The 15,711-nt window shown below is 71.0% G+C and carries 17 protein-coding genes; 4 read left to right on the top strand and 13 right to left on the bottom strand.

The genetic code is table 11. From position 1 onward, the window contains the following. Positions 1 to 63: 63 nt before the first annotated feature. The 5 genes from BM252_RS22020 to BM252_RS22000 form a co-directional block, all read right to left on the bottom strand. Positions 64 to 651, bottom strand: a complete 588-nt coding sequence (locus tag BM252_RS22020) for a hypothetical protein (RefSeq protein ID WP_245774384.1) — start codon at positions 649 to 651, stop codon at positions 64 to 66. A 10-nt stretch (positions 652 to 661) separates the two neighbouring features. Further along, positions 662 to 1,369 (bottom strand): C39 family peptidase, encoded by a 708-nt coding sequence (locus tag BM252_RS22015; RefSeq protein ID WP_093389819.1) that lies wholly within the window; start codon positions 1,367 to 1,369, stop codon positions 662 to 664. Next, a complete protein-coding gene (locus tag BM252_RS31170; protein WP_174900626.1) occupies positions 1,366 to 1,902 on the bottom strand; it encodes a hypothetical protein in 537 nt (178 codons plus the stop codon). The genes BM252_RS22015 and BM252_RS31170 overlap by 4 nt, the downstream gene beginning before the upstream one ends. A 123-nt stretch (positions 1,903 to 2,025) precedes the next feature. Further along, positions 2,026 to 3,744 (bottom strand): hypothetical protein, encoded by a 1,719-nt coding sequence (locus tag BM252_RS22005; protein ID WP_093389818.1) that lies wholly within the window; start codon positions 3,742 to 3,744, stop codon positions 2,026 to 2,028. Positions 3,745 to 4,101: 357 nt separating this feature from the next. Next, positions 4,102 to 5,463 (bottom strand): sigma-54 dependent transcriptional regulator, encoded by a 1,362-nt coding sequence (locus BM252_RS22000; protein WP_093389817.1) that lies wholly within the window; start codon positions 5,461 to 5,463, stop codon positions 4,102 to 4,104. 238 nt (positions 5,464 to 5,701) lie between these two features. Here BM252_RS22000 and BM252_RS21995 point away from each other — a divergent pair, with 238 nt between their 5' ends. Next, positions 5,702 to 6,322: a 1-acyl-sn-glycerol-3-phosphate acyltransferase gene (locus BM252_RS21995; protein ID WP_093389816.1), complete on the top strand. Its 621-nt coding sequence runs from the start codon at positions 5,702 to 5,704 to the stop codon at positions 6,320 to 6,322. Positions 6,323 to 6,329: 7 nt separating this feature from the next. Here the strand turns inward: BM252_RS21995 and BM252_RS21990 are convergent, their stop codons facing one another. The 8 genes from BM252_RS21990 to BM252_RS21955 all read right to left on the bottom strand — a co-directional run bounded on the left by BM252_RS21990 (position 6,330) and on the right by BM252_RS21955 (position 12,154). Continuing rightward, on the bottom strand, positions 6,330 to 6,884 hold the full coding sequence (locus BM252_RS21990; protein ID WP_093389815.1) for a HupE/UreJ family protein: 555 nt from the start codon (positions 6,882 to 6,884) through the stop codon (positions 6,330 to 6,332). After that, positions 6,881 to 7,528: an urease accessory protein UreG gene (gene ureG, locus BM252_RS21985; protein WP_093389814.1), complete on the bottom strand. Its 648-nt coding sequence runs from the start codon at positions 7,526 to 7,528 to the stop codon at positions 6,881 to 6,883. The genes BM252_RS21990 and ureG overlap by 4 nt, the downstream gene beginning before the upstream one ends. A 25-nt stretch (positions 7,529 to 7,553) precedes the next feature. Next, the gene (locus BM252_RS21980; RefSeq protein WP_093389813.1) at positions 7,554 to 8,234 is read right to left on the bottom strand and encodes an urease accessory protein UreF; all 681 of its coding nucleotides are present in this window, start codon (positions 8,232 to 8,234) and stop codon (positions 7,554 to 7,556) included. Then, complete coding sequence (ureE, locus tag BM252_RS21975; RefSeq protein ID WP_093389812.1) at positions 8,234 to 8,755, bottom strand: urease accessory protein UreE; 522 nt, start codon at positions 8,753 to 8,755, stop codon at positions 8,234 to 8,236. The genes BM252_RS21980 and ureE overlap by 1 nt, the downstream gene beginning before the upstream one ends. Positions 8,756 to 8,785: 30 nt before the next feature. Beyond that, on the bottom strand, positions 8,786 to 10,486 hold the full coding sequence (ureC, locus tag BM252_RS21970) for an urease subunit alpha (RefSeq protein ID WP_093389811.1): 1,701 nt from the start codon (positions 10,484 to 10,486) through the stop codon (positions 8,786 to 8,788). Between the two features lies 1 nt (position 10,487). Continuing rightward, a complete protein-coding gene (locus BM252_RS21965) occupies positions 10,488 to 10,814 on the bottom strand; it encodes an urease subunit beta (protein WP_093389810.1) in 327 nt (108 codons plus the stop codon). A 155-nt stretch (positions 10,815 to 10,969) separates the two neighbouring features. Further along, entirely contained in the window at positions 10,970 to 11,272 is a 303-nt protein-coding gene (locus BM252_RS21960; protein ID WP_093389809.1) for an urease subunit gamma, read from the bottom strand. Between the two features lie 12 nt (positions 11,273 to 11,284). Continuing rightward, positions 11,285 to 12,154, bottom strand: coding sequence for an urease accessory protein UreD (locus BM252_RS21955; protein WP_093389808.1), 870 nt, complete (start codon positions 12,152 to 12,154; stop codon positions 11,285 to 11,287). Positions 12,155 to 12,432: 278 nt separating this feature from the next. Between BM252_RS21955 and BM252_RS21950 the strand changes: the two genes are divergently transcribed. From BM252_RS21950 to BM252_RS21940, 3 genes are all read left to right on the top strand, one after another. Next, a complete protein-coding gene (locus tag BM252_RS21950; protein WP_139236667.1) occupies positions 12,433 to 13,575 on the top strand; it encodes a Kelch repeat-containing protein in 1,143 nt (380 codons plus the stop codon). 182 nt (positions 13,576 to 13,757) lie between these two features. Continuing rightward, the gene (locus BM252_RS21945) at positions 13,758 to 14,186 is read left to right on the top strand and encodes a Fur family transcriptional regulator (protein WP_093389806.1); all 429 of its coding nucleotides are present in this window, start codon (positions 13,758 to 13,760) and stop codon (positions 14,184 to 14,186) included. 178 nt (positions 14,187 to 14,364) lie between these two features. Further along, a complete protein-coding gene (locus BM252_RS21940; protein WP_093389846.1) occupies positions 14,365 to 15,609 on the top strand; it encodes a GTP-binding protein in 1,245 nt (414 codons plus the stop codon). The last annotated feature ends 102 nt before the right edge of the window (positions 15,610 to 15,711 follow it).

Genomic DNA, 15,711 nt, shown 5'->3' with positions numbered 1-15,711 from the left:
ATCCCGCGTGAACGGATGAGCGCCGCCGTGTCCGCGCCGGCCCAGCGCCGGCCCCGGCCCGCCTCACTTCGGCCCGACCACGTTGCTCAGGGCGTCGCGCAGGGCCCCCTCGAACTGCAGGGTCTTGAGCAGGGACAGGCTGTTGACGGTGGTGCTGATGGTGGTCTGGCTGCGGATCAACTGGTCGTTGGCGCTGTTCTGGATCACCAGCGCGCCCGCCTGGTCCATGCCACCGGGCAGGAAGACGTTGCCGGGACCGTTCTGCACCAGCGTCAGCCCCGCCAGCGCCGCGCCGGCCCGCAAGGCCTCGGCGCCGCTCAGTTTTGTCACGTCGGCAATACTGAAGTTACTGCTTGCGACAAGATTGCCGTTGATCGAAACCAATCTTTCGACACCTAGCGAGACCAGCAGGCCGTTGCCGAGCTCGAAACCGCCACGGGCCTGCTCCAGGGCGTGGTCGGGCAAGGGCAGCCAGCCGTCGGCCGGGCCGGCCACGGCGTGCTCGGCCAGCTGCCCCGCGCCTTCGGCCGGGGCGGCCACCGCGGCCACTGCGGCCACCGCGACGGCCGCGTCGGCGGGCGCGTCGGCCGCCGTGGCCGGCGCCAGCCCGTGGGAGAGGAGGCACAACAGGGGCAGCGAACGCCAGCGCATGGCCGCCCCCTCAGAAGTTGCCGCCGCCGTTTTTCGGCAGCGTGATGTTGCCCAGGCCGTCGCGGGCGACGCCCAGCGCCAGCGGCGCCGCCGGCGCCACGCGCCAGTCGGCCGCGTCGTTGAAGCGCGCCTTGCCGGCCCAGCCGTGGATGACGAACAACAGGCGGCTCTGCCAGATCGCCTCGAAGGCGGCGCGCGGCATGGCGCGCGCGCCGCCGGCCGGGTCGCCCAGCAGCACGCGGCCGTCGCGCAGGCCCTTGACGACGACGAAGTGGCGGTAGCCGCGCTCGGACACCAGCACGATGGCCGGAAAGCCGACCTCGGCCAGCTTGTCGAGCGGCTGCTCGAAGCCGTCGGCGCGCCAGCCGTGCGCCGCCAGGTAGCGCTTCATGTCGAGCAGCGAGAAGCCGTCGCGGCGGATCTTGTCCTGGTCGCCATGGGCGTACATCTCGGCGAACACGCCCTGCTCGCTGACCGGCGCGCCGTAGTGGAAGCTGAGCAGGGTGGCCAGCGCGGCCGAGCCGCAACTGAAGTCGTAGCGCTGGTGCAGGGTGGTGGCGAAGCGCGCCGCCTTCAGGTCGACCACCGGCACCGCGTAGCTGCCGCCGCCGACGCCGGGCATGTCCAGCGCGGCGGCCGGCGCGGCGGCTGCCAGGGCGGCCAGGGCCGCCAGCGCCGCCAGCGCCGCCAGCCGCGCGCGAGGGGTGGCGGGGTTCATCGCAGCTGCACGTTGACGATGGTGGCGTTCTGGATCAGAACGTTGGCACCGGAATTCTGGATGGCGATCGGCAGGCCGGAGGCGCCGCCGAACGAGCCGTTGGTGATGATGTTGCTGCCGGTGGCCACGTTGACCGCCGTGTTGCCGCTGACCGCGCCGCTCAGTTTCATGTCGTTCCACACGGCGTCGGCGCCGCCGCGCATGCGCTCCAGGCGCTCGGGCGCCAGCGCCGCCAGCGAGAACGGGGCGCTTTCCGCTGGCGCAGGCGGCCCGTTCTCGCTGGCGGCGCCGGCGGGCGCAACAGCAGGTACAACAACCGTCGTGGCACCGGGTGTTGCGGGTGTGGCAACGGTCGCAACGGTTGCAACGCCGGGTGTAGCAAGGGCCGGGGCAGGACCGGCGCCGTCCGCTTGCGGCGGCGCCAAGGCCGGCCCGCCGGCCCAGGCCAGGCCCGGCGCGGCCAGCGCCGCCGACACGGCCAAGGACAGGGCCAGCGCGCGGCCGGCCCTTGGTTTGATTCCTAGTTTGAGCATATTGCCCTCCCACATCGTGAAGCGCCGGACGGCGCCGACCGGCCGAACACACCGGCCCGGCCGGGCCGGCCGGCCCGAACCAGGGCGTGGCGCGCCGTCGCCGACGCGCCACGCCGCCTTGGGCTATTTGCCGACCGCCAAATTGGCCTGCACGTTCACGCTTTGCTGCACCAGGGCCGAGATGCCGCTGTTCTGGTTGGCCACCATGATGCCGGCGGCCGACTGGCCGACGCTGCTCATGCTGTTGGACATGTTGAAGGTGCCGGCGTCGACGCTGATGTTGCCGGCCGCCCCGCCCATGCCGCCGGTGCCGGCGCCGCCGGTGCCGGCACCGGCCGTGTTGGTGCCGGCCGAGCCGCCCGCGCCGCCGGTGTTGCCGCCGCCGCCGCCGCCGCCGGCGCCGCCGTCGCCGGCCGTGGCGCTGCCGTTGGTCGGCGCGCCGTTGCTGGCCGTGCCGCCCGTCGCCGCGCCGCCCGCCGCGCCCGCGCCGCCGCTGTTCTGCGCCGTGCCGCTCGAACCGCCGCCGCCGCCGGCCGCGCCGGCCGCGCCGGCGCCGCCCGTGCTAGCGCCGGCGCCGCCCGCCGCGCCGGCGCCACCGGCGCCGGTGCTGGCCGCCGCGCCGCTGCCGGCGGTGTCGCTGACGCCCGCCCCGGCGCCACCGGCACCGCTGGTGGCGCTGCCGCCGGCGGCGCCGTTGCCGGCCGTGTTGCCGCCCGCCGCGCCGGCGCCGCCGGCGCCGCCCGAACCGCCGCCGGCGCCGTTGCCGCCGGCGCCGGCCGTGGCCACGCCGGAGCTGGAGTTGCTGTCGCCGGCCGTGGCGCTGCCGCCGCCGGCGCCGCCGCTGGTCGCGCCGGCCGTCTGCCCGCCCGGCGTGCCGGTTTCCGTCTCGGCCGGAATGATGCCGCTGTTGGCCGCCGAGGCGGCGCCGGTGCCGGCCGCGCCGCCACCCGAGGTGTTGCTGGCGCTGGAGCCGCCGCTGGTCGAGCCGCCGCCGGCCGCGCCGGCACCGCCGGCGCCGGCCAAGCCGCCCACGCCGCCGCCGCCGCCGCTGGCGTTGCCGGTCGCGCCGCCGTTGCCGCCGTTGCTGCCGTTGGCCATGCCGCTGGCGCCGCCGGAACCGCCGGTCGAGCCGCCGGCGTTGCCGCCCGCGCCGCCCGTCGCCGCGCCGGTGTTGCCGCCGCCGCCGCCGCTACCGCCCGTGCCGGCGCCGCCGGCGCCGCCGCTGCCGCCCGCCCCGCCCATGCCGCCGGCGCCGGCGATGCCGCTGCTGGCGCCGGTGGCGGCGCCGCCGGCGCCGCTGTTGCCGCCGGTCGAGCCGCCGACCGAGGGCGCGCCGTTGCTGGCGCTGCCGTTGCTGGCCGTGCCGCCAACGCCGCCGGCGGCGCCGGCGCCACCGCTGGCGCCCGCCCCGGCGCCGCCGGTGGCGCTGGTGGCGCCGCCGGTGCCGGCACCGCCGCTGCCGGTGGCGCCGGCACCGCCGTTCAGGGCGCCGGTGTTGCTGGCGTTGTTGCCGATGTTGCTCACGGTGTTGCCGCTGACGGTGCCCGACAGCGTGCTGGTGGCGGTGGCCGAGGACGAGGTGAAGGTGGCCGTGGCGCCGTTGTTGGCGGCGATGCCTTGGTCGCTGGCGACGGCGTGGCCGCTGCTGTTGTTGTTATCGTTCTTGTTGCTGCTGTCGTTGTTGCGGTTGCTGCTGCTGTCCTGCAACGAGAGCGAATTGTCGTTGGCATGCGCGCCCATGCCCGACTGCGTCGTGGCGGTGGTCGGCGGCGTGGTGGTCTGCGCAAAGGCGCTGGCACTGAACGCCAAGGCGATGGCCGTGGCTAGCAAAGTTCTTTTCATAGCTGCTCCTGCTTCCGTGGGTTGAACAAAGGGATGGCTTGCGCCGGGGGGGCCGTACACCCGGTTGTCCCTCCTTCGCAAAGTTGATGCCACCACCCACAAAAGCGCGCTAAGCCATTGAAACTCAACGATATGTCGGCGTCCGCCGGGTCGGCGCGGAGCGCCGTCCGGCGCCGTGCCCAGGCCTTTCGTCACGCCGCTGTGACACGCCAAGCGGGCGCGCCACCCGCCGCCACCCCGCCGGCGCGCCGTGCCGGCCCCGGCGCCGCCCCTGGCCGGGCCGGCGCGGCGGCGTCGAATTTCACGTGCGCAAGCTGTAACAGGGATGGGATCGGCGGCGGCCGGCGGCGGCCGCGCTCAGGGCCGGCCGGCGCGCGCCGGCGCGCCGATGCCGTGCTTGGCCAGCAGGCGGTACAGTGTCATGCGCGAGACACCCAGGTCGCGCGCCGCCAGCGTGATGTTGCGCCCGGCCCGCAGCAGGCTGGCGTCGATGGCGTCGCGCTCGGCGCGGATGCGGGCCTGGTCGAGCGCGTCGCGGTCGGCCGGCGCGGCGGCAGCGGCCTCGTCCAGGCCGAGGTCGCGCGGTGCGATCAGGCGGCCGTCGGCCATCACCATCGCCCGCCGCACCCGGTTGATCAGCTCGCGCACATTGCCCGGCCAGTCGTGCGCGCGGATCGCCTGCAGGGCCTTGGCGCTGAAGCCCTTGACGCGCGGCGCCCGCTCGGCCGCGTAGGTGTGGAAGAAATGCTCGGCCAGCGCCTCCAGATCGTCGCGCCGCTGGCGCAGCGCCGGCACGTCCAGCGCCAGCACGTTGAGCCGGTAGTACAGGTCCTCGCGGAAGCTGCCGCGCTCGACCGCCCGTTGCAGGTCGACGTGCGAGGCGGCGATCACCCGCACGTCGACGCTGACGCTCTGCGTCGAGCCGAGCCGGTAGATGGTCTTTTCCTGTAGGAAGCGCAGCAGGTTGGCCTGCAACTCCAGCGGCAGGTCGCCGATCTCGTCGAGGAACAACGAACCGCCGGCCGCCGCCTCGATCAGGCCGCGCTTGTCGCGCGCCGCGCCGGTGAAGGCGCCGCGCTGGTGGCCGAACAACTCGGACTGGATCAGGCCGGCCGGCATGGCGCCGCAGTTGACCGGCACGAAGGGGCCGCCGGCGCGCGCCGACTGGGCGTGCACCGCCTGCGCCACCAGCTCCTTGCCGCTGCCGCTCTCGCCCCAGATCAGCACCGGCGCGCCGGCCCCCGCCACCTTGGCGATCTGCCGGCGCAGCGTGGCCACGGCCTCGCTGTGGCCGGTCAGCGGACTGGAGCGCAAAAGCGCCGGCGCGTCCGCGCCTGCCTCGGCACGCAGGCTGGCCAGGCCGTGGACGTGGCCCAAGGTGTGGCGCAACCGCGGCACGTCGACGGGCCGGGTGTGGAAATCGGCGCAATGCTCGAACACCAGTTGCCGGCTGGCGGGACTGCGCAGGGCCGTGGCGTCGAGCACGGCGACCCAGTGCTGCCGCCAATGCTCGCGCAGAAACCGCTCGAGTTCGCCGTCGAGCTGGCGCTGCGGCCCGATCAGCAGCAGTCCCAGCGCGTAGGGACGCTGGCGCAGCAGGCGACGCGCTTCCGCCAGGCCGGCCGCCCGGCCCACCTCCCAACCCTCGACCACCGCACCGCATTCCTCCCCAAAATTGTCGCCGCCCAAGCTCACGCAGAATATTGTTCTTGCTGTCATGCAGCTCCCGATCACGTTGGCCGCCGCATGGGTGCGGGCGGCGTGAATACCATGATCTGTTTGACAAGAAACACGCGAAATGGTTCCGCCCGCCATCCGCGGCGGCGGCAGCTAAAGCTTGCTGGGTGCGGTAGCGCAATATAGAATGCCTGCGCGGATTTTTTGACGAGGTAAATGCCGGCCTGTCAATAGTGATAATAAAACAAAACAAACGCCACACCACAGGACAGGGAAAACCATGAGCAAATACCAACTCCAAGCGCAGGACCTGCCGACCTGGGGCCAGCGCGCCGCCTTGCGCGTGCTGGGCCTGTTCGGCTGGCGCCTGCTGTACCGCCCGCTGCCCGGCCCGCGCGGCATCTGCGTGATCTATCCGCACACCTCGAACTGGGACTTCCCCATCGGCCTGGTCGGCAAATGGGCGCTCAACCTGCCCTTCCGCTGGCTGGCCAAGGACTCGCTGTTCAAGACCCCGTTGGGCGGCTGGTTCCGCAAGATGGGCGGCGAGCCGGTCGAGCGCGGCACGCCCAGCGGCACCATCCGCACCCAGGCGGCGCGCATGAACGCGGCCGACTGGTACTGGGTCGGCATCACCCCCGAGGGTACGCGCGGCTACCGGCCCAACTGGAAGAGCGGCTTCTACCACCTGGCGCTGGAGGCCAAGGTGCCGCTGGTGCTGGTGTATATCGACTACCCCAACAAGACGCTGGGACTGGTCGAGCACGTCCACCTGACGGGCGACCAGGAGCTCGACATGGCCGCCATCCGCGCCGGCTTCGACGGCCACCTCGGCCTGTATCCGGCCAAGGCGGCGCCGATCATCCTGTCCGAGCGGCGCAGCGACGACCGTCCTTCCTGAGCGCTGCTCAGACGCCGGTCACCAGCAGCAGGCCGACGGCGGCGATCAGCGCGCCGGACAACTTGCTCACCAGCGCCGGGCTGACCCGGCCCAGCGCCCGCCCCGCCAGAATCAGCAGGGCGCTGGCCGCCAGCAGTCCCATCGCGCTGGCCGCCTGCGGCAGCTCGTGGCCGTGGGCGTTGCCGTGCAGGACGGCGAACAGCCCCACCAGCGCCGCGCCGGCCGGCGCCGGCAGCCGCGCCGCCAGCGCGATCAAGGCCCCCATCAGGACCACCGTCAAGGCGATGCCCAGTTCCAGGCCGGGAATCGCCAGCCCCGCCACGCCGCTCAACACGCCCAACAGCATCATGCCGAGGAAGGTCGGCGGCAGCGCCTGCGCGTTCGCTTGGCGCACGCTCCACATGCCCACCGCCAGCATCGCCAACAGATGGTCGGCGCCGCTGAACGGATGGGCGAAGCCGTCGAGGAAGCCGTGCGCGTGCGGCGCCGTCTCGGGATGCGCCAGCGCCGGCAGGCAGACCAGCGCCAGCGCGCCGGCCAACAGGGTTTTAGAATAGTTCATGCGGCCTCCTTGGCGTTGTGCGCGACCTGCTCCAGCAGGCCTTGTTCGCGGATGAATTCGATCACGCCGGCGACCCCGTCGCCGCTGCGCAGATTGGTGAAGATGAAGGGGCGCTCGCCGCGCATGCGCTTGGCGTCGCGCGCCATCACGTCCAGGTTGGCGCCGACATACGGCGCCAGATCGGTCTTGTTGATGATCAGCAGATCGGAGCGGGTGATGCCCGGCCCGCCCTTGCGCGGGATCTTCTCGCCGCCGGCCACGTCGATCACGTAGATGGTCAAATCGGACAGCTCCGGGCTGAAGGTGGCGGCCAGGTTGTCGCCGCCCGACTCGATCAGGATCAGGTCGAGCTGCGGGAAGTCGGCCTGCATGCGGGCGATCGCCTCCAGGTTGATCGAGGCGTCCTCGCGGATCGCCGTGTGCGGACAGCCGCCCGTCTCCACGCCCATCAGCCGCTCGGCCGGCAAGGCGCCGGCGCGCAGCAGGATCTCCATGTCCTCCTTGGTGTAGATGTCGTTGGTGATCACGGCCATGTCGTATTGCTCGCGCATGCCCTTGCAGAGCATTTCGCACAGCGCCGTCTTGCCGGAGCCGACCGGGCCGCCGATGCCGACGCGCAGCGGGTTGGAGGTGGGGATAGTCATCGTCTTCTCGCAGTCTTCAAAAGGTTTAGGATCGGTAGAGCCGGCTGTACTGCACCTCGTGCTGCATCGACAGCAGCGACAGGCCCGGCGCCCAGTTGGACATCTCGTCGTCGGCGACGTTCTGCGCGTAGCGCGCCGCCGCCTCCAGCTCGGGCCGCAGCGACAGCAGCAAACGCTGCCCCGCCACCTGCCCCAGCGGCACCGACTTGACGCACACCAGCACCTGGTTCTCGGCCCAGGCGAACAGCATCGCCAGCAGCGCCGCCTCGTGCGGGATGGCCAGCGCGTCGACGGCGCAGGCGAAGGCGGCCGGCAGCGACACCTCGGCCTCGCGCTGCAGCAGCGCCAGCGCCGCCGCCTCCGCCACGCCCAGCTCGGCGATCAGGCGGCTCAGCGAAAAGCCCATCTGTATCGTCTCGGCGCGGAACTCGGCGCTGTCGCGCGAGGCGATGAAGCGCTCGCTCCACTGCGCCACGGCGGCACCGTCGCGCGCGGCGAAGGCGCGCATCAGACGCCAGCACACCGGCGCCTCCCACTGCGCCACCACCTCGTGCAGATGGCGCACGATCCAGCGCCGCGCGCTGTCGGCGTCCTTCACCATGCCGTTCTCCAACGCCGCCTCCAGCCCCTGCGAATAGCTGTAGGCGCCGATCGGCAGGGCCGGGCTGGCGAACTGCAGCAGGTTCAGCAGGGCGGCGGCCTGCATCACGCCACGTCGCTTGGACGGTGGATGCGTTGGCGCAGCGGAATCGGCGCCAGCGCATGGTGGCCGCCGCCATCGCCGTGGTCGCCATGGTGGCCGTGGCCGCCAGCGTAGGCGCCCGACTCCGGCTCGAAGCCGGCCGCCTCCTCCTCGACGCGCGCGCCCAGGCCGGCCAGCATCTCCTTGAGCACGGCGTCGGCGCGGATGCGCAGGAAGCCGTCGCCCACCTGCGCTTGCGTGTGGCGGTTGCCCAGATGGAAGGCGCAGCGCAGCAGCGTGTGCGCGTCGGCGCAGCTGACCTTGTAGGTCGGCTCGGCGGCGGCCACCACCTGCACCACGCGCTTGTCCTCGCCGGTCAGCAGGTCGCCGTCGCGCAGCACGGTGCCGCGCACGGTGAACACGGCCACCTCCTCGCCGGTGGACAAGGTGGCGCGCAGGCGGCACTTCTCGCGCAGCTCGTAGGGCAGCACCAGTTGGGCGGCGATGGTGTCGGCGTGGTCGATTTTGGTGTGTAGGGTCAGCATGGGGTTCCTTGTGCTTGGGGGCGGTGCGCGTCAGAACAGGAAGTAGCGCTGCGCCATCGGCAGCACGGCGGCCGCCTCGCACACCAGCAGCTCGCCGTCGGCGCGCACCTCGTAGGTTTCGGGATCGACCTCCATGTTCGGCGTGGCGCCGTTGTGGATCATGTCGCTCTTGCGCAGCGCGCGCATGTTCTTGGCCACGATCAGCGTCTTGTTCAACTTCAGCTGTTCGCCGATGCCGGCGTCGTAGGCCGCCTGCGAGACGAAGGTGAAGGACTTTTTCAGGCCGCCGCCGAAGGCGCCGAACATCATCCGGTAGTGCACCGGCTGCGGCGTCGGGATCGACGCGTTCGGGTCGCCCATCTGCGCCGCCGCGATCATCCCGCCCTTCAGGATCATCGACGGCTTGACGCCGAAGAAGGCCGGCTTCCACAGCACGATGTCGGCGATCTTGCCCACCTCCAGCGAGCCGACCGCGTGGGCGATGCCGTGCGTGATGGCCGGGTTGATGGTGTACTTGGCGACGTAGCGCTTGACGCGGAAGTTGTCGTTGCGCGCGCCGTCCGGCGCCAGCGCGCCGCGCTGCACCTTCATCTTGTGCGCCGTCTGCCAGGTGCGCATGATCACCTCGCCGACCCGGCCCATGGCCTGCGAGTCCGACGACATCATCGAGATCGCGCCCAGGTCGTGCAGGATGTCCTCGGCGGCGATGGTCTCGCGGCGGATGCGCGACTCGGCGAAGGCCACGTCCTCGGCGATGGCCGAGTCGAGGTGGTGGCAGACCATCAGCATGTCCAGGTGCTCGTCGAGCGTGTTGACGGTGAACGGCCGGGTCGGATTGGTCGACGACGGCAGCACGTTGGCCTGGCCGACGGCGGCGATGATGTCCGGCGCGTGGCCGCCGCCCGCCCCCTCGGTGTGGAAGGTGTGGATGGTGCGGTCCTTGAAGGCGGCCAGCGTGTGCTCCAGGAAGCCGCCCTCGTTGAGCGTGTCGCTGTGGATCGCCACCTGCACGTCCATCCGGTCGGCCACCGACAGGCAGTTGTCGATGGCGGCCGGCGTGCTGCCCCAGTCCTCGTGCAGCTTGAGGCCGATGGCGCCGGCGCGTACCTGCTCCTCCAGCGGCGCCGGCAGGCTGACGTTGCCCTTGCCGAGGAAGCCCAGGTTCATCGGGAAGGCGTCGGCCGCGCCCAGCATGGCGTGCAGATGCCACGGCCCCGGCGTGCAGGTGGTGGCCGAGGTGCCGGCCGCCGGCCCGGTGCCGCCGCCTATCATCGTCGTCACGCCGCTCATCAAGGCCTCCTCGATCTGCTGCGGGCAGATGAAGTGGATGTGCGTGTCGACCCCGCCGGCGGTGACGATCAGGCCCTCGCCGGCGATGATCTCGGTGGCCGCGCCGATCGACATCGTCACGTTCGGCTGGATGTCCGGATTGCCGGCCTTGCCGATCGCCGCGATCAGGCCGTTCTTCAGGCCGATGTCGGCCTTGACGATGCCCCAGTGGTCGAGGATCACCGCGTTGGTGATCACCGTGTCCATCACCTCGGCGTGGACGCGCTGCGACTGGCCCATGCCGTCGCGGATCACCTTGCCGCCGCCGAACTTGACCTCCTCGCCGTAGGTGGCGAAGTCGCGCTCGATCTCGATGAACAGCTCGGTGTCGGCCAGCCGGATGCGGTCGCCCGTGGTCGGGCCGAACATCTCGGCGTAGGCGGAGCGGGAAATGGTCGCCATGTCAGCCCTTCGGTGGAGTCGCTTGCAGCGCGCCCATGACGGCGCCGTTGAAGCCGTAGATCTTCTTCTCGCCGGCCACCTTGACCAGCTCCACCGTGCGCTTCTGGCCCGGCTCGAAGCGCACGGCGGTGCCCGCCGCAATGTTGAGCCGCATGCCGTAGGCGCGCCAGCGCTCGAAGGTCAGCGCCGGATTGACCTCGAAAAAGTGGAAGTGCGAGCCGACCTGGATCGGCCGGTCGCCCCGGTTCTCCACCGTCACGCTGCCGACCTCGCGGCCCGTGTTCAGGCCGATTTCGCCCTCTTCAAGAATGAATTCACCTGGAATCATGATGCGCTCCGTAAGAACAATGTCTGGTAGTGGTTGGTGTTCGAACACCCGTCGCCTTGTGGGTGGCGGGACGATTGCGGCCGGCCGGGCCGCCTTTGGATAAGGGCGGCAATGGCGGGCGGCGGCATGGAGTGGAACGGCGACATGGCGGCGGCTCAGGGGATCGGATGGTGGACGGTCACCAGCTTGCTACCGTCCGGGAAGGTGGCCTCGACCTGGATGTCCGGGATCATCTCGGCGATGCCGTCCATGACGTCGGCGCGGGTCAGGATCTTGGCGCCGTCCGACATCAGCTCGGCCACCGTCTTGCCGTCGCGCGCGCCCTCCATGATGGCCGCGCTGATCAGCGCCACCGCCTCCGGATAGTTCAGCTTCAGGCCGCGCGCCAGCCGGCGCTCGGCCAGCAGGCCGGCGGTGAAGATCAGCAGCTTGTCTTTTTCTCTTGGGGTGAGGTCCATGGGGATTCCAATTCAGGTTTGCCAGATGCGCGGCACCACCGCCACGCGCTCCAGCAGATGCGGGCGCAAACGGCGCCACACGGCGAGCATGAGGTGGCGCGCGAGCTCGCTGTCGTCGCCCAAGTGGCGCGCCACCAGCACGCCCTTGGCCTGGCTGACGCCGACCTTCGCCGCGCCAGAGGGTGTGGCAAGGGCGGCCAGGTCGGCGCGCAGCTGGTCCAGCACCGAGGCGGGCAGCGGCTTGCCGACCGCGATCAGGGTGGCGCAAACGGAGGCGCCCTGCAGCCCCAGCGGACTATCCAGCCGGCCGCCCAGCAGCACGCCCTGCTCCCACCAAATCAATTTTCCGGCGCGCTGGATCTGGCTGCGCTGGCTGACACGTCCCGCGCTGAACGACTCGCCGGAGGCGCGCCGCCCCATGCACAGGATCTCGCAGCCGATGTAGCTGGCGTCCGCCGCCAACGCCACGTGCTGCTCCAGCGCGACGTCGGCGTGGTCGAAGAAGATGGTCTCCTGCGGCAGCCACTCCAGCGACGCGCCGGCGCCGACCTCCAACCGCACGTCCTGGCGGGAGCGCTTGCCGTTGGCCTTGTACCACTTGGCCGCGCCCGGCGTGGTGAGCAGCGCGCGCGCCTGCGCGCCGACCTCGGCGCGGATCGCCAACCGGTCGCCGCCGACCACGCCGCCGGGCGGATGGACCACGATGGCGTGGCACACCGCCCCGCCCTCCGGATACAGCGCCTTCTGCACGCGCAGCGGCCCGACGTGGCGCTTGTCGACCAAGCGCGTGGTGCCGGCATCGTCGGCGAAACGCAGCGCGAGGCTGGCCTGCCAGGCGCTGGGGCTGACGGTTGGTTCTCGGCTGGACAGGCAATCGGGCATGGTGGCTTTGCAATAGGTAACGCTACCTATTGACATGAGCAAGATGTGTGCCAGTCGCGGCGTTGAATTACTTGATCGCCTTTCAATGAATCTGCACCAATCCGAGTTGCACGCACCGAAATGGTGCAAATATGGCCACTCGCCTGCGGAACACGATCCTTAATACCGCACAAAGAAACCGCTCAGCTTGGGTCTAGCATAAAGATCAATGCGCCGGCAATCCGAGGGCAGATTGAATCCTCAGCAAACCGCACAGCACACCCGAAATGGAGCCGAACATGAAACCCACCCACCTCCCGCTGCTCGCCGCCTTCGCCCTGCCCAGCGCCTTCGCCGACAACGGCGACTGCCGCCAGTCCTGGATGCCGACCGACGCCCCCGCCTTCTGCCCCTTCGAGACCGAGCCGCAGCTGCCCGAGCCGCGCACCTACCTCGCCGCGACGCTGGCCAACAAACAGATCTACGTCGCCGGCGGATACCAGTTCGACGCCAGCAGCGGCGTGGTCACCTACTACGACAGCGTGCGCCGCTCGACCATAGGCGCCAATGGCCGCCTGGGCCCGTGGACGGCCGAACCGTCGTTCCAGAACGCGCGCGCCGGCGCCGCCACCACCCGCGCCGGCGGCTGCCTGTTCTTGGCCGGCGGCAGCTCGTCCACGCCGACCTCGCTCACCTACTACGACGACGTGCAGTACGCCCGCATCCAGGCCGACGGCCACCTGTCCGCCTGGACCACCAACGCCGGCCATTTGAAGACGCCGCGTTCCAACCACAGCCTGGTGGCCATTCACACCGACCAGGGCAGCTACCTGTACGCGGTCGCCGGCGTCACGCAGATCGGCGCCGACACCGTCCACCTCGACACCGTCGAAGTGGCGAAACTGAACAACAACTGCCAGCTCGGTCCCTGGCAAATCGCCAACTTCCACCTCAAGGGCGGCCGCAGCAGCCCGCAGGCGCTGGCCGTGCACAAGAACATCGTGGTGCTCGGCGGCTGGGGCGATTTGGACCTGTACGACGTGTTCGACGACGTCCAGGTCGCCATGCCGCGCCCCGACGGCACGCTCAAGCCCTGGCAAAGCTCGGCGGCGCGCCTGACCTCCGGCCTGTACGGCCACGCCAGCGTGTTCGCGCCGGTGCCGACGATGCCGAACTCCTCGCTCATCTTCACCGTCGGCGGCCAGCCCGGCACCGGCGCCTATGCCAACTGGATCAACTTCACCTATGTGCACCGCAACGAGGGCCTGCCGGACGCGCTGGGCCGCTGGCGCATCACGCCCACCGGCAAGCTGCCCACCGGCCGCGCCGGGCTGGCGGCGGTGGAGGAGGACGGCCGCCTGTACGTCATCGGCGGCAGCGACGCGGCGGGCCAGTTCTACCGCGACGTCATCTCCGCGCGCTTCGACGCCGGCAAACCTTAGCCAGCGATGGCTGGCCCGCCAAGCGCGCGCGAACGACAGCGAAGCCAGGGCGGCGGATGGGCGACCGCTAGCCCCGGCCAATGGCAGCACTCCCACAAACGCAAACGACTTGCGTTGAAGCTTGACGCGCGGGCCGCCGTGGTAACATGGCGGGGCTTCCCACCCGATTCGACCGAGACACTATGCAGCCCTCCATCGCCAGCCAAGCCGAAGAAAAGATCCGCGCCACCGGTGCGCGCGTGACCCGGCAGCGCGTCATCGTGCTGGCTTTCCTGCTGGGCCGGGGCGGCTCGCTGACCCACCACGAGATCCTCGACCAACTGGCCGGGGAGGCGCTCGACCCGGTCACCTTGTACCGCGTGCTGGAATGGCTGACCGAGAACGAACTGGTGCACCGCATCGCCGGCGCCGACCAGGTCTGGCGCTTCAGCGCCGGCGCCGGCCACCACGCGCACGAGCACGCCCACTTCCAATGCACCAAGTGCGACGTGGTGACCTGCTTCACCGACGTGCCGCTGCCGCGCAAGATCAAGCTGCCGGCCGGTTTCCAGACGCAGGAAGTCGATTTCCTCATCAAGGGCACCTGCCCGAACTGCGTCAAGCCCGGCTGAGCGCCGCGCGCGCCCCCGCCCTTTCCCCGCCTCCAAGCACCACAGCAAAGCACAGCCGCCAGCCGCCAGCCGAACAATTCTAATGCAACTATCTTGCATTAGAGACGTGGCGACGTTATGATGCAACTCGATTGCAATAACAACGCGCCCCGCCGCGCATCCACCTGTGAGCCCCACCATGCCCAAATCCGATCCGCGCCTGCCCGTCACCGTCCTCTCCGGTTTTCTTGGCGCCGGCAAGACGACCCTGCTCAACCACGTGCTGGCCAACCGCGAGGGCCTGCGCGTGGCCGTCATCGTCAACGACATGAGCGAGGTCAACATCGACGCCTCGCTGCTGCGCAAGGGCGCGGAGAGCGCCGGCGCCGCCCTCTCGCGCACCGAGGAGAAGATGGTCGAGATGAGCAACGGCTGCATCTGCTGCACACTGCGCGAAGACCTGCTGGAGGAGGTGCGCAAGCTGGCGGCGGAGCAGCGCTTCGACTACCTGCTGATCGAATCAACCGGCATCGGCGAACCGATGCCGGTGGCCGCCACCTTCGACTTCGCCGACGAGCACGGCGACTCGCTCAACGACGTCGCCCGCATCGACACCATGGTCACCGTGGTCGACGCCCTCAACCTGCTCGACGACTACCACAGCGCCGACTTCCTGGCGCAGCGCGGCGCCACCGCCGGCGAGGGCGACGAGCGCAGCCTGGCCGCCCTGCTGTGCGAGCAGATCGAGTTCGCCGACGTCGTCGTGGTCAGCAAGACCGACCTGGTCACCGGCGCCCAACTGGCCGACGTGAAGGCCGTCATCCGCGCGCTGAACCCGACGGCGGAGCTGGTCTACGCCCGGCGCGGCCAGGTTCCGTTGCAGAAGATCCTCGGCACCGGAAAATTCGACCTGGAGAAGGCCAGCGCCATGGCCGGCTGGGCGCGCGAGCTGGCCGGCATCCACACCCCGGAGACCGAGGAGTACGGCATCGCCAACTTCGTGCTGCGCAGCCGCCTGCCGCTGCACCCGCAGCGCTTCGACGGCTTCCTCGACCAGCCCTTCGCCGGCCTGATCCGCGCCAAGGGCTACGTCTGGCTGGCCAGCCGGCCCGACTGGGCGGTCGCCTACTCGCGCGCCGGCAAGGTCGCCTCGGCCGAGCCGGTCGGCCACTGGTGGGCCGCCAGCGACCGGCACAACTGGCCGGCCGAGGGCCACGCCGACCGCCGCGAGATCGAGGCGATCTGGCAGGAGCCCTACGGCGACAGGGTCAACGAGCTGGTGTTCATCGGCCAGGCGATGGACCGCGCCGCCATCGAGCGCGCCTTCCACGCCTGCCTGCTGACCGAGCGGGAGCTGGCCGCCGGCCCCACCGCGTGGGCGCGGCTGGCCGATCCCTTCCCGCAGTGGGATCGCGCAGAGGCCGACACGGCCGAGATCGGCTAAACATCCCGCAAGGCGGCGCGGCGGCTCCGCCGGCGCGGCAAGCGGGCGATGCGGCGGCGGCCGGCGGCCGGCGGCGCAGTGCAGCAAATCCCCCCGGGCCGC

Source organism: Rugamonas rubra (genome assembly GCF_900114705.1).
GTDB classification, from domain to species: Bacteria; Pseudomonadota; Gammaproteobacteria; order Burkholderiales; family Burkholderiaceae_D; genus Rugamonas; species Rugamonas rubra.
Note: the sequence above shows the minus strand (reverse complement) of the source record. Positions and strands in the feature narration are given on the sequence as shown.

Bases quoted from the DNA above. Each gene is read 5' to 3' on its own strand.
- BM252_RS21960 (WP_093389809.1), bottom strand. From the start codon at position 11,272: ATGGACCTCACCCCAAGAGAAAAAGACAAGCTGCTGATCTTCACCGCC.
- BM252_RS22020 (WP_245774384.1), bottom strand. From the start codon at position 651: ATGCGCTGGCGTTCGCTGCCCCTGTTGTGCCTCCTCTCCCACGGGCTG.
- ureG (WP_093389814.1), bottom strand. From the start codon at position 7,528: ATGACTATCCCCACCTCCAACCCGCTGCGCGTCGGCATCGGCGGCCCG.
- BM252_RS21950 (WP_139236667.1), top strand. From the start codon at position 12,433: ATGAAACCCACCCACCTCCCGCTGCTCGCCGCCTTCGCCCTGCCCAGC.
- ureE (WP_093389812.1), bottom strand. From the start codon at position 8,755: ATGCTGACCCTACACACCAAAATCGACCACGCCGACACCATCGCCGCC.
- BM252_RS22000 (WP_093389817.1), bottom strand. From the start codon at position 5,463: ATGACAGCAAGAACAATATTCTGCGTGAGCTTGGGCGGCGACAATTTT.
- ureC (WP_093389811.1), bottom strand. From the start codon at position 10,486: ATGGCGACCATTTCCCGCTCCGCCTACGCCGAGATGTTCGGCCCGACC.
- BM252_RS21965 (WP_093389810.1), bottom strand. From the start codon at position 10,814: ATGATTCCAGGTGAATTCATTCTTGAAGAGGGCGAAATCGGCCTGAAC.
- BM252_RS31170 (WP_174900626.1), bottom strand. From the start codon at position 1,902: ATGCTCAAACTAGGAATCAAACCAAGGGCCGGCCGCGCGCTGGCCCTG.
- BM252_RS21990 (WP_093389815.1), bottom strand. From the start codon at position 6,884: ATGAACTATTCTAAAACCCTGTTGGCCGGCGCGCTGGCGCTGGTCTGC.
- BM252_RS21945 (WP_093389806.1), top strand. From the start codon at position 13,758: ATGCAGCCCTCCATCGCCAGCCAAGCCGAAGAAAAGATCCGCGCCACC.
- BM252_RS22015 (WP_093389819.1), bottom strand. From the start codon at position 1,369: ATGAACCCCGCCACCCCTCGCGCGCGGCTGGCGGCGCTGGCGGCGCTG.
- BM252_RS21995 (WP_093389816.1), top strand. From the start codon at position 5,702: ATGAGCAAATACCAACTCCAAGCGCAGGACCTGCCGACCTGGGGCCAG.
- BM252_RS21955 (WP_093389808.1), bottom strand. From the start codon at position 12,154: ATGCCCGATTGCCTGTCCAGCCGAGAACCAACCGTCAGCCCCAGCGCC.
- BM252_RS21980 (WP_093389813.1), bottom strand. From the start codon at position 8,234: ATGCAGGCCGCCGCCCTGCTGAACCTGCTGCAGTTCGCCAGCCCGGCC.
- BM252_RS21940 (WP_093389846.1), top strand. From the start codon at position 14,365: ATGCCCAAATCCGATCCGCGCCTGCCCGTCACCGTCCTCTCCGGTTTT.
- BM252_RS22005 (WP_093389818.1), bottom strand. From the start codon at position 3,744: ATGAAAAGAACTTTGCTAGCCACGGCCATCGCCTTGGCGTTCAGTGCC.